The organism is uncultured Butyricimonas sp. (assembly GCF_959596855.1).
GTDB lineage: Bacteria > Bacteroidota > Bacteroidia > Bacteroidales > Marinifilaceae > Butyricimonas > Butyricimonas muris.
Genome location: NZ_CAUFYA010000007.1, coordinates 32,553 through 49,939, shown reverse-complemented (window position 1 = coordinate 49,939; position 17,387 = coordinate 32,553). Strand labels below are relative to the sequence as shown.

The 17,387-nt window shown below is 47.8% G+C and carries 18 protein-coding genes and 1 pseudogene; 12 read left to right on the top strand and 7 right to left on the bottom strand.

Translation table 11 applies throughout. The features are described from left to right. Positions 1 to 2: 2 nt before the first annotated feature. The 8 genes from Q5866_RS04820 to Q5866_RS04785 all read left to right on the top strand — a co-directional run bounded on the left by Q5866_RS04820 (position 3) and on the right by Q5866_RS04785 (position 7,286). On the top strand, positions 3 to 428 hold the full coding sequence (locus Q5866_RS04820) for a hypothetical protein (RefSeq protein ID WP_099292902.1): 426 nt from the start codon (positions 3 to 5) through the stop codon (positions 426 to 428). Positions 429 to 442: 14 nt separating this feature from the next. Then, positions 443 to 1,717, top strand: coding sequence for a thioredoxin family protein (locus tag Q5866_RS04815; protein WP_303179193.1), 1,275 nt, complete (start codon positions 443 to 445; stop codon positions 1,715 to 1,717). A gap of 93 nt (positions 1,718 to 1,810) precedes the next feature. Next, complete coding sequence (locus Q5866_RS04810; RefSeq protein ID WP_303179192.1) at positions 1,811 to 3,043, top strand: IPT/TIG domain-containing protein; 1,233 nt, start codon at positions 1,811 to 1,813, stop codon at positions 3,041 to 3,043. A 422-nt stretch (positions 3,044 to 3,465) separates the two neighbouring features. After that, positions 3,466 to 4,041 carry a flavin reductase family protein gene (locus Q5866_RS04805; RefSeq protein WP_186975726.1) on the top strand — a complete coding sequence of 192 codons (576 nt, stop codon included), beginning with the start codon at positions 3,466 to 3,468 and terminating at the stop codon, positions 4,039 to 4,041. Positions 4,042 to 4,079: 38 nt separating this feature from the next. Continuing rightward, positions 4,080 to 4,661: a uracil-DNA glycosylase family protein gene (locus Q5866_RS04800; RefSeq protein WP_303179189.1), complete on the top strand. Its 582-nt coding sequence runs from the start codon at positions 4,080 to 4,082 to the stop codon at positions 4,659 to 4,661. Positions 4,662 to 4,665: 4 nt separating this feature from the next. After that, complete coding sequence (locus Q5866_RS04795) at positions 4,666 to 5,454, top strand: isochorismatase family protein (RefSeq protein WP_303179187.1); 789 nt, start codon at positions 4,666 to 4,668, stop codon at positions 5,452 to 5,454. A gap of 1 nt (position 5,455) precedes the next feature. Then, positions 5,456 to 6,616: a nicotinate phosphoribosyltransferase gene (gene pncB / locus Q5866_RS04790; protein WP_303179185.1), complete on the top strand. Its 1,161-nt coding sequence runs from the start codon at positions 5,456 to 5,458 to the stop codon at positions 6,614 to 6,616. A 7-nt stretch (positions 6,617 to 6,623) separates the two neighbouring features. Beyond that, the gene (locus Q5866_RS04785) at positions 6,624 to 7,286 is read left to right on the top strand and encodes an HD domain-containing protein (RefSeq protein ID WP_303179183.1); all 663 of its coding nucleotides are present in this window, start codon (positions 6,624 to 6,626) and stop codon (positions 7,284 to 7,286) included. Positions 7,287 to 7,473: 187 nt separating this feature from the next. On the opposite strand, the gene Q5866_RS04780 is transcribed toward Q5866_RS04785, so the two are convergent. From Q5866_RS04780 to Q5866_RS04755, 6 genes are all read right to left on the bottom strand, one after another. Then, positions 7,474 to 8,241 carry an exodeoxyribonuclease III gene (locus tag Q5866_RS04780; RefSeq protein WP_099294630.1) on the bottom strand — a complete coding sequence of 256 codons (768 nt, stop codon included), beginning with the start codon at positions 8,239 to 8,241 and terminating at the stop codon, positions 7,474 to 7,476. A 243-nt stretch (positions 8,242 to 8,484) separates the two neighbouring features. After that, positions 8,485 to 9,174, bottom strand: a complete 690-nt coding sequence (gene gpmA / locus Q5866_RS04775) for a 2,3-diphosphoglycerate-dependent phosphoglycerate mutase (protein WP_186975721.1) — start codon at positions 9,172 to 9,174, stop codon at positions 8,485 to 8,487. Between the two features lie 186 nt (positions 9,175 to 9,360). Then, positions 9,361 to 10,254 (bottom strand): phospholipase A, encoded by an 894-nt coding sequence (locus Q5866_RS04770; protein WP_303179180.1) that lies wholly within the window; start codon positions 10,252 to 10,254, stop codon positions 9,361 to 9,363. 4 nt (positions 10,255 to 10,258) lie between these two features. After that, positions 10,259 to 10,507: a GlsB/YeaQ/YmgE family stress response membrane protein gene (locus Q5866_RS04765; RefSeq protein ID WP_227215629.1), complete on the bottom strand. Its 249-nt coding sequence runs from the start codon at positions 10,505 to 10,507 to the stop codon at positions 10,259 to 10,261. A 353-nt stretch (positions 10,508 to 10,860) separates the two neighbouring features. After that, positions 10,861 to 11,973 carry a DUF3868 domain-containing protein gene (locus tag Q5866_RS04760; protein WP_303179177.1) on the bottom strand — a complete coding sequence of 371 codons (1,113 nt, stop codon included), beginning with the start codon at positions 11,971 to 11,973 and terminating at the stop codon, positions 10,861 to 10,863. Positions 11,974 to 11,978: 5 nt separating this feature from the next. Next, the gene (locus Q5866_RS04755) at positions 11,979 to 12,563 is read right to left on the bottom strand and encodes a DUF3575 domain-containing protein (protein ID WP_303179175.1); all 585 of its coding nucleotides are present in this window, start codon (positions 12,561 to 12,563) and stop codon (positions 11,979 to 11,981) included. A 236-nt stretch (positions 12,564 to 12,799) separates the two neighbouring features. On the opposite strand from Q5866_RS04755, the pseudogene Q5866_RS04750 reads away from it, so the two are divergent. The 3 genes and pseudogenes from Q5866_RS04750 (at position 12,800) to Q5866_RS04740 (ending at position 15,476) form a co-directional block, all read left to right on the top strand. Then, positions 12,800 to 13,768 (top strand): annotated as a pseudogene (locus tag Q5866_RS04750) (hypothetical protein). Between the two features lie 425 nt (positions 13,769 to 14,193). Next, positions 14,194 to 14,502 carry an HU family DNA-binding protein gene (locus Q5866_RS04745; RefSeq protein WP_255302109.1) on the top strand — a complete coding sequence of 103 codons (309 nt, stop codon included), beginning with the start codon at positions 14,194 to 14,196 and terminating at the stop codon, positions 14,500 to 14,502. A 14-nt stretch (positions 14,503 to 14,516) separates the two neighbouring features. Continuing rightward, entirely contained in the window at positions 14,517 to 15,476 is a 960-nt protein-coding gene (locus Q5866_RS04740) for a helix-turn-helix domain-containing protein (protein WP_303179173.1), read from the top strand. A gap of 90 nt (positions 15,477 to 15,566) precedes the next feature. Here the strand turns inward: Q5866_RS04740 and Q5866_RS04735 are convergent, their stop codons facing one another. Continuing rightward, positions 15,567 to 16,247: a hypothetical protein gene (locus Q5866_RS04735; protein ID WP_303179171.1), complete on the bottom strand. Its 681-nt coding sequence runs from the start codon at positions 16,245 to 16,247 to the stop codon at positions 15,567 to 15,569. 365 nt (positions 16,248 to 16,612) lie between these two features. Here Q5866_RS04735 and Q5866_RS04730 point away from each other — a divergent pair, with 365 nt between their 5' ends. After that, entirely contained in the window at positions 16,613 to 17,302 is a 690-nt protein-coding gene (locus tag Q5866_RS04730; protein ID WP_303179169.1) for a DUF6266 family protein, read from the top strand. Positions 17,303 to 17,387: the final 85 nt, after the last annotated feature.

Here is a 17,387-nt window from a genome sequence, read left to right as displayed (position 1 = left end):
GCATGGGAGAGATGAAAAAATATTTGGTTTTGATAGGGGTGATATTAGTTTGGTGGGGATGTCACAACCCCACGCCGGGGTACCTTGAAACGGGTAACGCACAATACGTACCCGACACGATGATTATTCGCAAGGAGTTGGATCCGCTGAAAGATGCTTACCGGAAGATGAACAATGCTCCTTGGGTATCCCCGAAATGTCAGGGAGTTGACGGTACGGCTCCCGTTCTGTTCGAGATCGTAGACGTGACTTCCGAGGACGGCGATGCCGCCATGTTCAAAAGTTTCCTGAATATCCGGGGAGGCGGAAGAATGGAGTTTCCCTTGAAAGTAAGCGTGCCCGTGGGGCATTACGTGGTTTCCGTCAGGGTGTCGAACGAGGGATATTCCGAGGTAATCCCTGACGTGTTTACTTTTATAGTGGAATAATAAAATGAAAGGTTATGAGAAAGAGCGTGTTATTATTAATGATATGTATTTTCGCTGCCGGGGCAAGAGGGGAAGGTATCCGTTTTTTCAAGGGTTCCTTCCAAGATGCCTTGAAGCAGGCGAAAGCAGAGAACAAGAAGGTGTTTGTCGATTTCTACACCACGTGGTGCGGACCTTGTCAACTGATGTCCAAAAATGTATTCCCGGACGACGAGGTCGGGGAGTATTTCAACGAACATTTTATCAATTATCAGATTAATGCCGAGGACAAGGCGTACCTGCCGGAAGTGAAGCGATACGGCGTCACGGCGTACCCGAATATGTTGATTCTGGACACGGAGGGCAACGTGCTGGGGCGGCAACTGGGGGCTACCGACAAGAACGGTTTTCTCCGTTTTGCCCGGTTGGCATTGAAGGAAGTGTTGCCCGTGGACCAGCTTTACGAGAAACTGAAGAAGGACAGGAAGAATCAAACACTGATGCAGGAGATTCTGTTGGAAGCCCCGGATTACATCGCCCGCTTGTCCGGTCAGGATCATGACAAATGGGAATACCGGATCGAGAAGTTATACGCCGATTACCGGAAACAAAGACCGTTGGAAGATTGTATCACGGCGAATGACTTGAAGATTTTCTCTATATACCACACGGGGATGGGGAAGAAAGACGAGGTGTTTGAATTTGTGTTGTTGCACTTTGACGATTATGTGCGGGTGATTGATCAGAACGAGGTTTCCAATTTCCTGTTCATGTTGAGTTATCCTTGGATGGAAGAGTTGGCGAAAAAAGGTGATATGAGCTACCGGGAGGAGTTGGAGCGCGTGCGGGGAGATTTGAAGGTCGTGTATGATTCTATCATGAATTTCGGGGGGATGGACACGTATTCCGGTTTAAAGCTGCTGTTTGACGCGGAGTATTACCTGTACAACAAGAAGGATGTCGAAAAGTACCGTTCGTACATGGAGAAATATTTCGCGGGCTTGGGTGAAGGTATTCGTCCTCAGGATTATATCGGGGCGTTGGAGTCGCTGTATGAAGTGCTGGGGGAAAAAATCACGCCGGAAGTGGCACGTCAGGGAATCAGTTGGTTGAACGAAGCTCTGAAAAGCAAGTTGCAGCCGGAGATGCAGATGCGTTGTTTGCTGATGCTGGGCGATTGTTACAAGGCTTCGGGAAGCAAGGAGGACGCGAAGAAGTGTTATGATCAGGCTTACGTGATTTCCCTGCAATTCAATAATCCCGGTTTGTCGGCGGCGGTACAGGAATATGTAAAGAAATTAGAAGAATAATTACAGGAAGAGGTTTATTCATACCCTACCTCTTCGTCCATATTAACACTAACAGAACCTTTTGGGGTACAAGGTGAAAAAAAATGAAAGACCATGAAAAGATTAATGTTATTATTTTGCTTGTTGGCGAGTTTTATTGCCTGTTCCGATGATAAGGATAATCCGGAGGAACCCAAGATGCCTATTACTGATTTGCAACTGCCGACGGTAAATCCCGTTGTCGGGGACAATGTAACGATCGCGGGTAAGGGATTCGCGCAGGATTGCAAGATACAGGTAAAACCGGAAGGGGCTGCCGAGGCTATCGATGCCGCAATTGTCGAAGTTACTGATGCCGGGATAACCTTTAAGGCTCCGGCAGAAGTGACCGGTAAATGTAAAGTGATTTTGCTACAAGGCGGGAAATCATACGAGTTGGGTGATCTGACTTTTGAAGAGGCTCCGGATATTGAAGCTACTTTGTATGGTGTGTTTGCCGATGAAACGACAAATTCCGTGTGCCCGATCGACGTTGCCACCCAAAGGAGAGGTAAGGCGTTGTTTACACTGGATAGTGACATCGAGGGTATTGTTGCAGACAATCATGGCGTGGTGTATTATAAAGCCATCACATTCGTGGATAACAAGAGTACTTATGAATTGCGTTATTACGATATAAAAGCGGGTAAAGGCGGAAAGATCGATTGGGCAGATGCCGGTCGTTGTTTCTCTATCAGCACGGATGGTGAAAAATTATACGCTTTGACTTATGATACTGATAGCTATGATATTTGCTTGTATTCTGTTGAACGCGATGGAAATGTCACTCCTTTACAAACTTACACCGATCAATTGGAAGCGCCTTACAGACGTCTTTATTCCACGGGTGGTACATTCTTATATGGAGAAAGCTATATATTTGCCGGTTTGCGTCTTGATATGGGGGATGTTGCGTATCATATATCCATCGTTGCGGATTTGACTGATGATTATTATGATTATCTTGCAGCAGAGGATATGATGAAATCTTTCCGTTTTGTGAAAACAGGTGATAATCATTATGTATTCAAGAACAATGAAGGAGAGGACGCTACAGCCAAAACAACCGTACATGAGTTTGCTGGGGAAGACGAGTGGTATGGCGATGACTATAACAATCCGGTTATTGCAACCATTGATAATTATTTTGTCGATCAGGTGTACGACCCGACGACCGGGCTGATATACGGAATGTTTGGGGATGAGAGCGATGGTATTCTGCCTTTCGATCCGAAAACGAATAAGGCTCTTGATCCTTGGATAGGAAGTGGTTGCGTGGCATTAATATATATCAAAGATGTCGAGTGATAACAAAAAACGTGTATTGGAGTTGTGACATCGTTCATGACTAAGTTGTGTTGTAAAGATCGGGTTTGAATAGAACCCGGTCTTTTTTCATACAATATCCATGTATTTCCCGTGATGCCGATAGAACTCGGTAGTCCTATTTTTGTCGGAGTGTTGATGAAGAGAACCCCATGAAATAACGGAGAGATAAGGGAGTAATAAGGGAACAAAGACGTTTCACCTTCGATACAAAGACGTTTCAAAGACGTTCACGGACGTTTTTGAATTGAAAGTGATTTGAGAATAAAATGGAACTATGTCTTGTCCTCTACCTCTTCTCTGCCTTATTTCTGTTTCACTTCTTCCTGCCGGGGAGATAAACGGATGTCGGGTAGTTTGATCGTTTTGTGTTTTAGCTTATCTTTGGCGATAAAATAACTGGAATGAAACACAATTGGAAACCGGGAAACATGATTTATCCCTTGCCGGCGGTGCTGGTGACTTGCGGGAGCGAACCGGAGGAATACGCCGTCTTGACCGTGGCGTGGACGGGAACGATATGTACCAACCCGCCGATGTGCTATATCTCCGTGCGACCGGAACGAAATTCTTACCCGATCATCAAAAAGAACATGGAGTTCGTGATTAATCTCACGACGAAAGATATGGCGTATGCCACTGATTGGTGCGGGGTGCGTTCCGGCAGGGAGTACAATAAATTCGAGGAGATGAAACTCACGCCCGTGCCGGGAGAGGTCGTGAAGGCTCCTATCATAGAGGAATCGCCCGTGTCTATCGAGTGCCGGGTGAAAGAAATTGTGCCGCTGGGGTCACATCATATGTTTATCGCCGATGTCGTGAACGTGCAAGCGGATGACCGTTACTTGAGCGGGGAAACGGGCAAATTCGAGTTGGCGGACGCCGAACCTCTGGTGTATTTACACGGCGGATATTTTGAATTGGGCAAGAAAATCGGTAAATTTGGTTGGTCTGTGGAGAAGAAAAAGAGAAGACGATAGTATAACTAAAGATTTGAAGTAAACGATATAATAGGAATATGAATGATCTGATAGAAAAGCATCCGTTGCAACCATTCCTGCCGGGTAATGCCCGGTTGCTCATGCTGGGGAGTTTTCCCCCGCCGAGGGCACGTTGGTCGATGGATTTTTACTACCCCAATTTGCAGAACGATATGTGGCGGCTTTACGGGGTATTATTCTTCGGGGATAAGGACTATTTTTTAGAGAAGGGAAAGAAAAGCTTTGACAAGGATCGGATTATCGCCTTCCTCAACCAGAAGGGAATAGCGTTATTCGATACCGCCATGGAGATCATCCGGCACAAGGGAAATGCGTCCGATCAGTTTTTGGAAGTGGTTACCCCGGTCGATTTGAAACGGGTCTTGGCGCAGATTCCCGCGTGTCGCGCTATCGTGACCACGGGACAGAAGGCAACCGATACCCTGTTGGAACAGATCGATGCCGCGTCCCCCCGGGTAGGCGGGTATAGCGAGTTCGTGCACGAGGGACGCCCGATGCGGCTTTATCGTATGCCGTCGTCATCAAGGGCTTATCCGAAACCGTTGGAAGAAAAAGCGGCTGATTACCGCGTAATGTTTCATGATTTAGATATGTTGTAGGGATATGAAGACACTGTTGTTTATCGTGGATATGCAGAACGACTTTTGTTCGCCCCGCGGTTCTCTATATGTACCGGGAGCGGAAAAAGACGCCGAGCGGTTGGGGAGATTGATAGATCGGAAGAAGGAAGAGATAGACAAAATTATCCTTACGCTCGATCAACATCACGTGATGGACATCGCGCATCCTTTCTATTGGCGGAATGCCAAGGGCGAAAACCCGAAACCTTTCACCACCATATCTTGGTGGGAAGTCGTGTCCGGGGAGTGGATACCGTTCGGCGACAAAGCGGAAGTCGTCGAGTACCTGCGTCAACTCAAGGAGACGGGGGAGTACCAGCACGTGATCTGGCCGGAGCACTGTATCAAGGGAAGCGAGGGGGCTGCCATTATTCCGGTCTTGTTCGATGCTGTTATTCGCTGGGCACGTCAGGGACGTTATTGCGGGATTGTCGAGAAAGGACTCCATCCCGGCACGGAGTTTTTCGGGGCTTTCCGGGCAAACGTGCCTATCGCTTCGGCTCCCGAAACAGCCTTTAACGTGAAGTTGAAAGAAGAGTTTGAACAATACGATACGATATGGTTGGCGGGAGAGGCTAAAACCCATTGCGTGGCAAACACGTTAAAACAATTATTCGACTTCCCGGACATTGTCCGCAAGCTCGTGATCATCGAGGATTGCATGAGCGATATACCGGGATGCGAGAGATTGTCCGTACCTATCTACGGCAAGGCGGCACGTCTCGGGGCGCGTTTCGTCAAATCCGATTCAATATTGTTGGATAAAGATTAAGATGATAATACATGATTTTTTAGATAACGACCTCTACAAGTTCACGACGATGAACGCTATCCAGAAAAAGTTTCCGGATGCCGAGGTTGTCTATCGCTTCGTGAACAGGGAAAACACTCTCTTTCCCCCCGGTTTTGCCGAGGCGGTAAGGAAGGAAGTGGACGAGATGGCAGCCTTGGTGCTATCGCCCGAGAATGAACGCTTTTTGCGTGCTCGGTGTTATTACTTCGACTCTGTTTTCTTTGACTTGTTAAAGGGATTCCGTTTCAATCCCGACGAGGTCAAGGTGAGTCAAGCGGGAGGCCGGTTGGACGTCGAGGTGCGGGGATTATGGTACCGGACGGTATTGTGGGAAGTGCCTTTGCTGGCAATTATTTCGGAATTGTATTTCCGGATGACGGGGCAGGAGGCACGTGACACGGAAGAAAGGGCTATGGCCAAGGCGAAGGCTTTCGCGGAAATGCACGCGGAGATTTCCGAGTTCGGCACTCGTCGCCGCTTCTCGTTCGAGGTGCAGGATCGGGTGATCGGCATATTGCGGGACAACATGAAGGGATTGCTCAACGGCACGAGTAACGTTTATTTTGCCATGAAATATAATCTCACGCCCATGGGGACGCATCCTCACGAGTGGTTCATGTATCACGGTGCGCATTTCGGCTATCGCTCGGCAAATGCCATGGCGCTGGCAAACTGGGTGGACGTCTATGACGGTTATCTGGGGATAGCCTTGTCGGATACCTATACTTCGGATAATTTCTTCAATAGTTTTGACACGAAGTATGCCAAGCTCTTTGACGGCTTGCGGTGGGATAGCGGCGATCCTTTCGAGTTCACGGAGAAAGCCTTGCGTCATTACCGTCGGCATCGGGTTGACCCGGCGAGCAAGACGATCGTGTACAGCGATGCTCTTGACCTCGACGGGGTAAAGAGAATCAAAGAGTACGTTGCCGGGCGCCTGCACGATGTTTACGGTATCGGCACGTATATCACGAACGACGTCGGCGTGACACCGCTGAACATCGTGATTAAACTTTTCGAGTGCCGTCCCAAGGGAAGTGATATATTTCTCCCTACTGTCAAATTGTCTGACGTGGCGGGCAAGCACACGGGGGATCCCGAAGAAATTGATTTATGTTTGAGAATGTTGAGAATAAAATAAAGAAAAGATGTTAGTTACATACGAGGATATCCGAAACGACGAGAGTATAAAAACGTATATTAACGAGGCGGATAAGGTGCTGCTTGCTTTGGGGTACACGGAACACTCGTTCCCCCACGTGGTAAAAACGGCGAAAATGGCAGAAATGATTCTGTTGACGTTGAATTACCCGAAACGCACGGCGGAGTTGGCCAAGATCGCGGGATACATGCACGATATCGGGAATATCGTCAACCGTATCGACCACGCTCAAAGCGGGGCAGTCATGGCGTTCCGCCTGCTCGACCGCATGGGAATGGACCCGGATGAGATAGCCCAAGTCATCAGTGCCATCGGCAACCATGACGAGGGGACTGCCGCGGCTGTCAACCCGATTGCCGCTGCCTTGATTCTCGCGGATAAAACCGATGTACGTCGTTCCCGCGTACGCAATCAAGATTTCTCTAGCTTTGACATACATGACCGTGTAAACTATGCTGTTGAAGAATCCCGTATCTATTTCAACGAGGACAACACGGCTATTATTCTTGACTTGAAAATCGACACGTCAATCTCCGCTGTCATGGATTACTTTGAAATTTTCCTCGGTCGTATGCTTCTGAGCCGCAAAGCTGCCGAGTACTTGGATATTCATTTCGAACTGATCGTCAACGGACAAAGACTGCTTTGATAATTGAAAATTGAAAGTTGAAAATTGAAAATGAACTCCTCCGTCTGCTTCGCAGCCACCTCCTCTATAAACAGAGGAGGAGCTGGTGAATCTTACCGAAGATGGTGAGTAATTTAGCTCTCCCTCTGTTTATAAAGGGAGTACCCCGAAGGGGGAGGGAGTTCTTTTCATTTTCAATTTTCAACTTTCAATTTTCAATTATCAAAACATTTGGGCAATGGTCTGAATGATAAACTTCCGGTTCGATATACGCGTCTTTCAGGCGGGGTTTCAAGTTTTCGGTTGCCATGCAGTAGTCGATGCGCCAGCCTTTGTTGTTGGCTCTGGCGTTGAAGCGATAGCTCCACCACGTGTATTTTTCTGCCTCTTCCGGGTGGAAGTAACGGAAGGTATCTATAAAACCGGAGTCGATAAACCCACCAATCCATTCCCGTTCCTCGGGCAGGAAACCGCTGTTCTTGGCGTTGCGTACCGGATCGTGAATATCTATCGGGCGGTGACAAATATTATAGTCCCCGCAAAGGATCAGGTTCGGGCGGGTTTTCTTCAGTTCTTCCACGTAATTCTGGAAGTCTTCCAACCATTTCATCTTGAATGCCTGCCGTTCATCTCCTGTCGTTCCGGAAGGATGATATACACTTACGATAGACAAGTCGCCGTAGTCGGCACGAATGAAACGTCCCTCGTCGTCGTACGCGGGGAGCCCCATCCCGTATTCCACGTGATCCGGCTCCGTTTTCGAGAGTATCGCAACCCCGCTATATCCTTTTTTCTTGGCTGAAAAGAAGTAAGAACGGTAGCCTAAAGCCTCGAATTCCAGTGTCGGTATCTGGTCCGGTTGCGCTTTTGTTTCTTGCAGGCATACGACATCAGGCTGTTCGTCTTCCAACCATTTCGTGAAATCTTTCGATAAGGCAGCCCGTAGGCCATTGACATTATAAGTAACTATTTTCATGGTTCGTTTTTTTGCATTATGCCTCAAACTTACAAAAAAAGTTTTACTAATGTCGAGCCGAAGGTTCTTAAGGTTCATAAAGTTTGTAAAGTTCATAAGGTTTATAAGGTTCTTAGACCCCTGCGGGGCGCTTTGTCCACGGCAGCTTGAGCTGCCGTTAAACACAGTCCGAAGGACACCCGTCACTTTATAAACTTTATGAACTTTATAAACCTTATAAACTTTACTGCTTTGCCCGGTGGCTTATTTCAAATAATACCTTTTCTTCGGGCGCAATTGTGCATCCAATTCATATACCTGCGGTACTCCTGTCGGGATTTCCAAACCGACAATATCTTCGTCACTGATCCCGTCCAAGTATTTAATCAATGCCCGCAGGCTATTGCCGTGTGCCACGACCAGCACCGTGTTTCCCGAGATCAGGCAGGGCGCGATATAATCCTGCCAGAAAGGAATGACCCTCGTGATCGTCAGTGCCAGCGACTCGCCCAAGGGAAGCACGGCGGGGTCCACGTTCTTGTACTTGTCCTCGTAGACGGCTCCGCGAGGATCGTCAGGCTCCAGTAAAGGAGGTGTAACATCAAAACTCCTTCGCCAGATATGTACCTGCTCTTCCCCGTACTTCTTTGCCGTTTCCGCTTTGTTCAATCCCTGTAATGCCCCGTAATGCCGCTCGTTTAAACGCCAGTTATGAATTTCCGGTACCCACATCCGGTCTGCCGATTCTTCCAGTAAATGCAACGTGCGGATAGCCCGTTTCAGCACGGAAGAAAAAGCTACATCAAATAACAAATCGTGTTTCCGAATTAACTCACCGGCACGGCGAGCTTCCTGTTCCCCCTTTTCACTCAAATCGACATCCGTCCATCCGGTGAACCTGTTTTCCTTGTTCCAGACACTCTCCCCGTGCCGGACTAATATTAATTTACACATAATACCTTGTTTAATTATAGGGGTATACGTGTAAGGGTTTATAAAGTTTATAAGGTTCATAAAGTTTATAAAGTGACGGGTGTCCTTCGGACTGTGTTTAACGGCAGCTCAAGCTGCCGTGGACAAAGCGCCCCGCAGGGGTCTAAGAACTTTATAAACTTTATGAACCTTATGAACTTTACAAACCTAATAGTAATTGCGTAAAGCCGGTTTGATGCAGATCCCGAATCTCACCATGGACACGTAGCGGTCGTATTCCAGCAAGTTCTCCGCGTAACCGTTGTAATACTGTATAAACAAATATTCGTTTGCTTTCAAGCTGGGTTTGAAGTTTATCTCCAACGTGGTATTCATGTTGATAAACTGTCGGCGGGGATTGATGATGGCAGAGCACCACAGTCGTTCGTTAGCACTTTGGTAGTTGAAAGCGACAAAGCCGTACCCTTTGTATTTCAGTAAATCCGGGTTTCCTTCTTTGTCCACCCAGCCGCCCCATACTTTCATCTGCACGGAGAAGCGGTAATCGATAAACCACGAGCCGGACAACGAGATATAGTTCCAACTCCGGGAAGCCAGAGAATCACGCCCGTTTGACTCGTGCTCGAATGAAAGTACCGCCATTCCCATCAATTGATCGCGATAGATCAATGCTTTGCTCAGGCTTATTCCCGGGTTGAAATTATTATCCAGAAAAGGGCTCGATTTGGCGTAAATATCCCAGAAAGACTTTTGCGTGTAGGTCAGGTACAGGAAGGTTTTGAACGGGAGAATACTTTTTGTCAGGCGTTGGCGTATACTGATCTGGAATTTGGCATCCGCCGTGTGCTTGTCGATCTTGTGGTTGGTAGGAATGCCCGAGACGAAGTAATTATCCCGGAATATGCCGAAACTGGGGGTGTTGTCGAACAACTCCAACGCGCTTTTCTCGCTGACAACTACCGTACCCCCGGTTTTATTCTTGGCAAGTTCCTCCCGTTCCCGCAATATCTTTTTTTCCTCGTCCGTTTGCGCTTGCAGCACTGCCGGGCAAAGCAAGCAAAAGAAGAAGACCGGAACAATAATACGCCACCGCCTTTTCATTATCTCATGCTTTTTTATTGCTGAATAATGACACGATAGCCAGCAACACGATAGCTCCCACGGTTGCCGTTATCAGGCTTCCGATGACACCCGTCGTCCAGATGCCCATTACCCCGAAGAGCCAGCCGCCCAGCACTCCGCCGATAATCCCCACGATCAGGTTTAAAAACAATCCTAGTCCACCTCCGCGGACTATTTTCCCGGCGATAAATCCCGCCGCGATACCGATTAAAATATACCAAATAAACATCATAACTTATAAGATTTAGATTCATTTGTATATTTAAACTTAAACAGCCATGAAAAAGTTCCAATTTCTGGACACTTTATTCATGTCAAAGGACGTGACAAAGAGTCATTCGGCATGACAAAAAGTAACAGGACACTGTCACGGCAAAAGAAAAGAGCCGATCAGAAATCGGCTCTTGGAAAAGAATGCCCCCGGTCAAGAAGGTGTATGTGAGGATCGGCGTTTGTTACAACCGGGGGGCATTCGAGGATAGCTCTTGATAATGTTTTTGAAGAATGCCCCCGGTAAGAGGTGTATGTGGGGATCGGCGTTTGTTATACCGGGGGGCATTCAGGAATATCTTATTCTCTCGTGCTTTATTTGATTACTCGATACGTGATTTTGTAATCAACTCGTCGTAATCGCGGGAAAAATTCTTTCAACATGTACCTGTAAGGCACTCCTTGATCCAGATCCATGAGTTTTTTTTCTCTTCCCTCGAAAATATCGACGTTATTAATAATGTAAAGAACTCTATCTTTATCGGGCATCCCGAATTGTGTTATCAATTTTTTCAGTCCTGTCCAGTCTTCCGCCACCCAATCCGCGTGGTAGAGGTTTCTTGGCATCGGGTACCTGTCAAGCAGGTAGTCGCGCAATTCCAGCGTGCGTTCCCGTGACAGTTGCTCGTTTCGAGCGTACGTTCCCTCCGGGGAAGCGTATCCCGTGAGATAAATTCCCGTTATCTCGTGATCCGGGTTGCTCGTGATCTCGTCAATCATAGCCTTGATCTTGGCAAGCTCCTCGCGATTATCCTTGTAATCCGGGATAATATTTGTCCGGTTCCTCGGGTAATCAAGATAGGCGGAGCCTTCAACAGCCCTCGCTGGCGACGCGGTATTCTCTTTCACGACCGGGGTCGTTCGCGTTACCGGTTCGGGCGCGAGGGGAGTGGGAGCGACAATCTGCACCTTCCCTTTCAAGGCCGCGTCCGGCTTGAGTGCCTTCGCCAACAAGTTTACCGATATCAAGCGTTGATCTATTCCATCATAAAAACTCTCGTGCAAATTTAATGCCGCGTCCTGCATCCACGCTTGATAAGGAACACTTATTTTATAATTTACTTTCTCCCGCGTGCGCTTGTTAGCCGCCACAACCGCGTACGTGGGGAAAGGTTTCGCCCCGCGATTGAAGTAGAGTGACCGTTGATACGCCTTAGACCTACGCTTCCCGTTCACGATTACCGATGGTAATTCTTCTACTTCAGTCCCTTTCTCGATCACGGGGGTTAGCGTGAAGGCTTCGTTGTTGCCCACGGGTAACCCGTTCATGTCGATTGTCATTTCGATGAAAACACTGTCACCCCGCTGTTCGAAACGATGCCGCGTGACGCGTATCTCGCCCACGTAGACGTTGTTCTGTGCCTCCACTCTCGTTGAAAACAGACCCGCGGTCAGTAAAATTATACTATATATGATCATCTTTCTCATCACTCTTATTTTATAATGTACACCAGACTGATTCCAGCTTTCGTCGGGCCTATATAATCTTTTTCACCCTTTTTTATAAATTTACCCCCGGTCTGGTACTCGTGTTTGTCGTACTTGAATCTCGCGTACCCGATCCCGATCGTGGCTTCCAAGTTCAGGCGTTTCCCGAGTATCCATTGATAACCGTATGAAATCCCTCCACCGTGAAACGAGCCCTCGTAACGGTATTTGTCCAATCCCAACATCTTGATTCCTCCCGCGTTGAACTTACCGTAGAGCCCGTGAACCCCGAAGAAGTGCCCGTTAAAACGTTCGCCTCCCCAGTACCGGAACTCCGGTTGTACCAGCCAGTGTTTAATCTTTTTGTTATCACCAAAACTCCACGGGTTATACGTACCGGACAAGTCCAAAGTTATCTTTTTCCCCAGCGCGACTTCCAATCCCATGTTGGGCGTGGTTGTCAACCAGTACAAGGCATTCGTTTTCACGCTGAAAAGCGGGGCGTTGTAGAAATCTCTCTCTTGTCCGCTAACCTTGCTTGTCGAAACAAGCGCGATCATACCCAGCATGAAAATCATTTTCCTCGTCATAACCCTTTCACTTTGTTTTTGATATTACAAAAGTATCTCGCTCGTGTCAAGAATTAGTGACCTTTAAAGTGTATTTGTGATTTAACGCGTTTCTATTGAAGCACTCTTATCCATTTTTTGATTTGTATTCCGATATTTTTATTAAATTGCCGGGCAAATAATTTCACTTTTCGGAACTATTGAAACGACAGACTCGTATAACGAGTAATATAGTTGTATTAATAAATACTCAAATCATGACAACTTTTGATTACAATGAAGAATTAATTAAAGCCATGAAAGAAAAACTCCCGCGTGGGGTTAATCTGGCAAATACATTAATAGATAAATTATACCTCGGTAAAGAAGCCGTTTACCGCAGGTTGCGGGGTGAAGTTCCCTTCACCTTGTCAGAGGCTGCTACCATATCCCGCGAGATGGGCGTGTCGTTGGACAAGCTGGTCGGTTCCAAGAAAGGAATGAGCGCGATATTCGACTTGAACGTTATACATTATACCGACCCGTTGGAAACTTATTATTCCATCGTGGACAATTACGTGAAGGTTTTTCAAGAGATAAAGCATGACCCGACCTCGGTGCTTTGCACGGCGTCGAATATTATCCCGCAGACGTTCTACTTGAAATACGAGTTGCTGTCGAAATTCCGCATGTTCAAATGATTGTACCAGTTCGAGAAGATCGATATCGAGCATCATTTCGAGGAACTCAACATGGTGGACAAACTGCTCGACCGCCAGCGCGATTTTGTGAGAGAGTCGCAGGAGTTCAATCATACCGAGTATATATGGGATTGCAAAATCTTTTTCTACCTCGTGAACGATATCAAGTATTTCGCCCGCGCGAACTTGATTTCACCGGAGTACGTGCGGAAATTGAAAAAAGAGTTGATCGAGTTGCTCGACGAGCTGGAAGAGATAGCCGTTCGAGGGGCGTTCAAGAGCGGGAAAGAGGTATTTATATATATAGCCAACATTAACTTCGAGGCGACATATAGTTATATAGCGACCTCTTCCTACAAGTTGAGCCTGATCCGGCTGTTCGCCATCAACTCGATCACTTCACATGACGAGAACGTGTTCCGTAACGTGAAAGAGTGGGTTGATTCCTTGCGGAAATATTCCGTGCTGATCTCTCAAAGCGGGGAAATCCAACGGAGTAAATTCTTTAAAGACCAGCGGGAAATCATCAATGGGTTGTGCGAATAGAGTTTATAAAGTTCGTAAAGTTTATAAGGTTTATAAAGTTATGGCCTCCAGTGGGGTACTATATTAACGGCAGCGTAAGCTGCCGTTTTGATTTTGTCCGAAGGACGTTTTGTACATAAACCCAACACGGGAAGATTCCCGTGTTGTAGTTACGAATAACGGAATGTTTAACAATAAATAGAGAATCTGTTTCATTATTCAAGTCTGTTTTTGATAATCCACACAGAAATAGAAAAAACGCATATGGCTGATACACTGTAATAAGCACTGATTGTTGAATAAAATCTTTCATCTTTGTACTGCTAAGTGGGCAGAACGTCATCTTGGCAAAATTCATTTAAAAGCGTGTGTATCGATGAAACAGAATTATAGATAGTACCCGGAATCGCGCTTGACGCCCCGTGCGTCGGGTGCGGTTTCGTGTAATACACGCCGGTAAACTCTATTTATTAATATTAAAACTATTGACAATGAACAAACGTGAATTAATCGAGAAGGTCGCGGAGAAAAACGGGACAAGCAAAGTGGAAGCCGCTAAGGCTGTAAACGCGGTAATCGGGACAATGGCGGAATCTTTGAAGAACGGGGAGAAGATTTCTTTGTTGGAACTGGGTTCTTTCTCTATCAGGGAACGCAAAGCCCGTAACGGTTACAACCCGAACAGCAAGCAAAACATGACCATTCCCGCGAAAAAAGTGGTTAAATTCTCCATCGGTAAATACTTTTTTGACTAAGGAGCGGCACCCCGATGAAAAATGCCGTGGTAGATGAACTGATCAGCACGATGCGCGAGATTACCCCGAAAGAGAATAATCTCGCCAACATCCTCATGGAGGTATTGTGCATGAGTAAGGAGGCAATTTACCGGAGATTAAGGGGGGAGGTTGCTTTCACGTTCAGCGAAGTGGCGATCATCGCCAGCCAGATGGGCATATCGTTAGACAAGATTGTCGGTAACAGTATGTCCAGCGGGGCGATGTTCGACCTGAACGTGTTGCACTCCGTGGAGCCGATGGAAAATTATCACGAGATACTGGCCCGTTACCATAAATTATTCAGGTACGTCAAGGCGGATCCAACGACAGAGGTGATAACCGCGTCGAATACCATTCCTTATACATTTTACGCCCCTTACGAGAATTTGTCCAAATTCCGGATTAGCAGGTGGCTATACCAGAACGAGAAACTGAGAACGCCCGCCTCGCTCGCCGACGTGGTGATTTCGGAGAAATTGGCGAAAACGCGGAAAGAACTCATGGAAAGTTTAAGACAGGTGCACAAGACTTGTTTTATCCTCGACGAGTGTGTATTCAGTTCTTTCGTGAAGGAAATAAAGTATTTCGCCGAGCTGGGTCTCGTGTCCGCGACCGATGTCGCGAACATGAAGAAAGAGTTGCATCAACTTCTGCGCGAGCTGGAATTATTGTCGGAAAAAGGAGCCTTCCATAACGGCAACCTTCTGTCAATTTACCTCTCGAACGTTGATTTTGAAGCCACGTACAGTTACGTCGAGAAAACCGGTTTCCAGATTTGTTTCCTGCGAGTGTATTCCATCAACTCGATGGACTCGCGCGACGGGAAGGTATGTGATTACCAGAAAAAATGGATTCATTCGTTGAAAAGACATTCGACTCTCGTTTCACAAAGCGGTGAGATACAGCGGATGAATTTCTTTAACGACCAAAGGAAAATTATAGATACATTATAAGTGCGCGTGTGATTTTTTTAAGGTCGAGGCCGTTCCGGGAAGACGCGGGGCGGCCTCTTTTATTCACGATACCCCTCGCGGGGAACGGCACTAGCATCTCATGTAATAACTGCCCGCGTACGCGCTCTTGTCCGCCCGCCCGAAGAAGGGGTAGAGGTGGAGCACGCCGCCGTCGGGCTGGTCGAGGGGCGGGATGTCAAACTCCGCGCGTTGCTCGCCGCGGGTGGCGCCCGTCGCCGGGACGAGAAGCGGGGAGCGGGGATATCCCCCGTGGAAATAGCCCACGAACAGTAGGTCCCCGGCGGCGGCGGCGGGTTGGTCGCGGTCGTCCTCCCACTCGAGGGTAACGTGCCAGCCGTCACGCCGGACGGTGAAATTATCCGGAAGCTCGAGAATCCCGTGGCTGAAACGGTAAGAGTTGAAATAGCGCACGCCCTCGTCGGGGACGTACGCCGCCTTGTTCAGGTGGCGGTGCAGCGCCCATGACGATTGCCCGGGTTTCGTCTTCGGTGCCACCACCCAGATTAGCAAGTGCCCGTGCGCGAGGAAATAAGCCTTCGTCATCGCTTGGGCTTCCGAGAACACGGAGCTCGATTTCTCCTGAGCGGGGCTGCGTAGGGGCAGTTCCTTGCCGTTCTCGTCCTTCCGGGGAGCGCGTTTCTCGTTCTTCGACGTGCGGCAAATAAGTTGCCCGTTGCGCCAGTAATAAGTTATCCCGTTCACGCGCCAGCATTTACGGGAACCGTCCATCGGTGGAAAATTCAAGTCCATAACCTTCGATTTTAATTCAACTACATTCTGAGCCGGTTGTAAGCGACTACCAATCTTCGTGTAAAACTACTAAATTTTTTTTAATTAAACAATACTTCCACGGTATTTATTCGAACTCTGCTCGAATAAGTACCGAATAACTACCGAATAAGTACCGAATAACTCCGCCGTTTCCTCGCCGACTGCTCCTCGTTTCCCGTGGGCTTGTTGCCCTGTTCGCGTATCCCTCGTGTTATATTGTTAAAATAAATTAAAATAAAATTCGTTTTTTCTTGATTTTCTTTTTCTTATACCGTAACTTTGTTGACGATAATGATGCCGTGTGGCGGCATTTTGAAACATTAACCTTTAAAAACGTACAAACTATGGCAGACGCTAAAATGAATCTATGCAAGAGTATTTCCGGGCAAGTGGGACCCAACCTGTTCTCGAAGAAACCTAACGGCGGCGTGACCGTCAAATCGATGCCCGCGTGGAACGGGTCGTTAAAAGAAGACGTGATGCGTCAGGACGCGTGTTTCGGCGCGCTGGGGCGCTTGGCGTCACCGATGAAACGGGTGTTGCGCGTGAGTTGCCCGCCGGACAACAAGGGCGTGAAGTGCAACGCGAAATTCTTGAAAATCAACAAGTCGGATATCGTGACGGCGACGCGGAGGTATCCCGAACGGGAGTTCAACCCGAAGGCGAAACCCGAGGAGGTGTTCGAAACGGTGGTCGACTTCTCCCGCCTGCTCGTGTCCTATGGCAGGCTATTGAAGGGAAAGGTGACGGTAACGCTCGACAGGGCGGCGCGGAAACTGCAATTCAACCAAGAGGCTAACGTGGTTGACGGGGCGGATTGTTACGCGGACGACAAGGCGTACGCGGTCGTGTTCGACACGACGAACGAGTATTGCCTCCTCGTGACGCTACGCGAGCGTGGCGAGTCCGGTAGCACGTCGACGGCACTGGACGAGGAGTACGACCTCGACAATCTCGCCATTTACACCTTCATGACCACCCGTTCCGGGAAACAAACCTCAACGTCACAGTACCTGACCCCGGGTGAGGAGTGAGAGAGGAGGGGCGCGTGCGCGCCCCCCTAGTTCATAAAGTTTGTAAAGTTCATAAAGTTTATAAGGTTTACAAGGCGTCCTTCGG

Excerpts from the sequence above, each read along its gene's own strand:
- Q5866_RS04805 (WP_186975726.1), top strand. The coding sequence starts at position 3,466 with ATGAAACACAATTGGAAACCGGGAAACATGATTTATCCCTTGCCGGCG.
- Q5866_RS04770 (WP_303179180.1), bottom strand. The coding sequence starts at position 10,254 with ATGAAAAGGCGGTGGCGTATTATTGTTCCGGTCTTCTTCTTTTGCTTG.
- Q5866_RS04760 (WP_303179177.1), bottom strand. The coding sequence starts at position 11,973 with ATGAGAAAGATGATCATATATAGTATAATTTTACTGACCGCGGGTCTG.
- Q5866_RS04810 (WP_303179192.1), top strand. The coding sequence starts at position 1,811 with ATGAAAAGATTAATGTTATTATTTTGCTTGTTGGCGAGTTTTATTGCC.
- Q5866_RS04740 (WP_303179173.1), top strand. The coding sequence starts at position 14,517 with ATGAAAAATGCCGTGGTAGATGAACTGATCAGCACGATGCGCGAGATT.
- Q5866_RS04755 (WP_303179175.1), bottom strand. The coding sequence starts at position 12,563 with ATGACGAGGAAAATGATTTTCATGCTGGGTATGATCGCGCTTGTTTCG.
- Q5866_RS04735 (WP_303179171.1), bottom strand. The coding sequence starts at position 16,247 with ATGGACTTGAATTTTCCACCGATGGACGGTTCCCGTAAATGCTGGCGC.
- gpmA (WP_186975721.1), bottom strand. The coding sequence starts at position 9,174 with ATGTGTAAATTAATATTAGTCCGGCACGGGGAGAGTGTCTGGAACAAG.
- pncB (WP_303179185.1), top strand. The coding sequence starts at position 5,456 with ATGATAATACATGATTTTTTAGATAACGACCTCTACAAGTTCACGACG.
- Q5866_RS04785 (WP_303179183.1), top strand. The coding sequence starts at position 6,624 with ATGTTAGTTACATACGAGGATATCCGAAACGACGAGAGTATAAAAACG.
- Q5866_RS04730 (WP_303179169.1), top strand. The coding sequence starts at position 16,613 with ATGGCAGACGCTAAAATGAATCTATGCAAGAGTATTTCCGGGCAAGTG.
- Q5866_RS04820 (WP_099292902.1), top strand. The coding sequence starts at position 3 with ATGGGAGAGATGAAAAAATATTTGGTTTTGATAGGGGTGATATTAGTT.
- Q5866_RS04765 (WP_227215629.1), bottom strand. The coding sequence starts at position 10,507 with ATGATGTTTATTTGGTATATTTTAATCGGTATCGCGGCGGGATTTATC.
- Q5866_RS04795 (WP_303179187.1), top strand. The coding sequence starts at position 4,666 with ATGAAGACACTGTTGTTTATCGTGGATATGCAGAACGACTTTTGTTCG.
- Q5866_RS04780 (WP_099294630.1), bottom strand. The coding sequence starts at position 8,241 with ATGAAAATAGTTACTTATAATGTCAATGGCCTACGGGCTGCCTTATCG.
- Q5866_RS04815 (WP_303179193.1), top strand. The coding sequence starts at position 443 with ATGAGAAAGAGCGTGTTATTATTAATGATATGTATTTTCGCTGCCGGG.
- Q5866_RS04800 (WP_303179189.1), top strand. The coding sequence starts at position 4,080 with ATGAATGATCTGATAGAAAAGCATCCGTTGCAACCATTCCTGCCGGGT.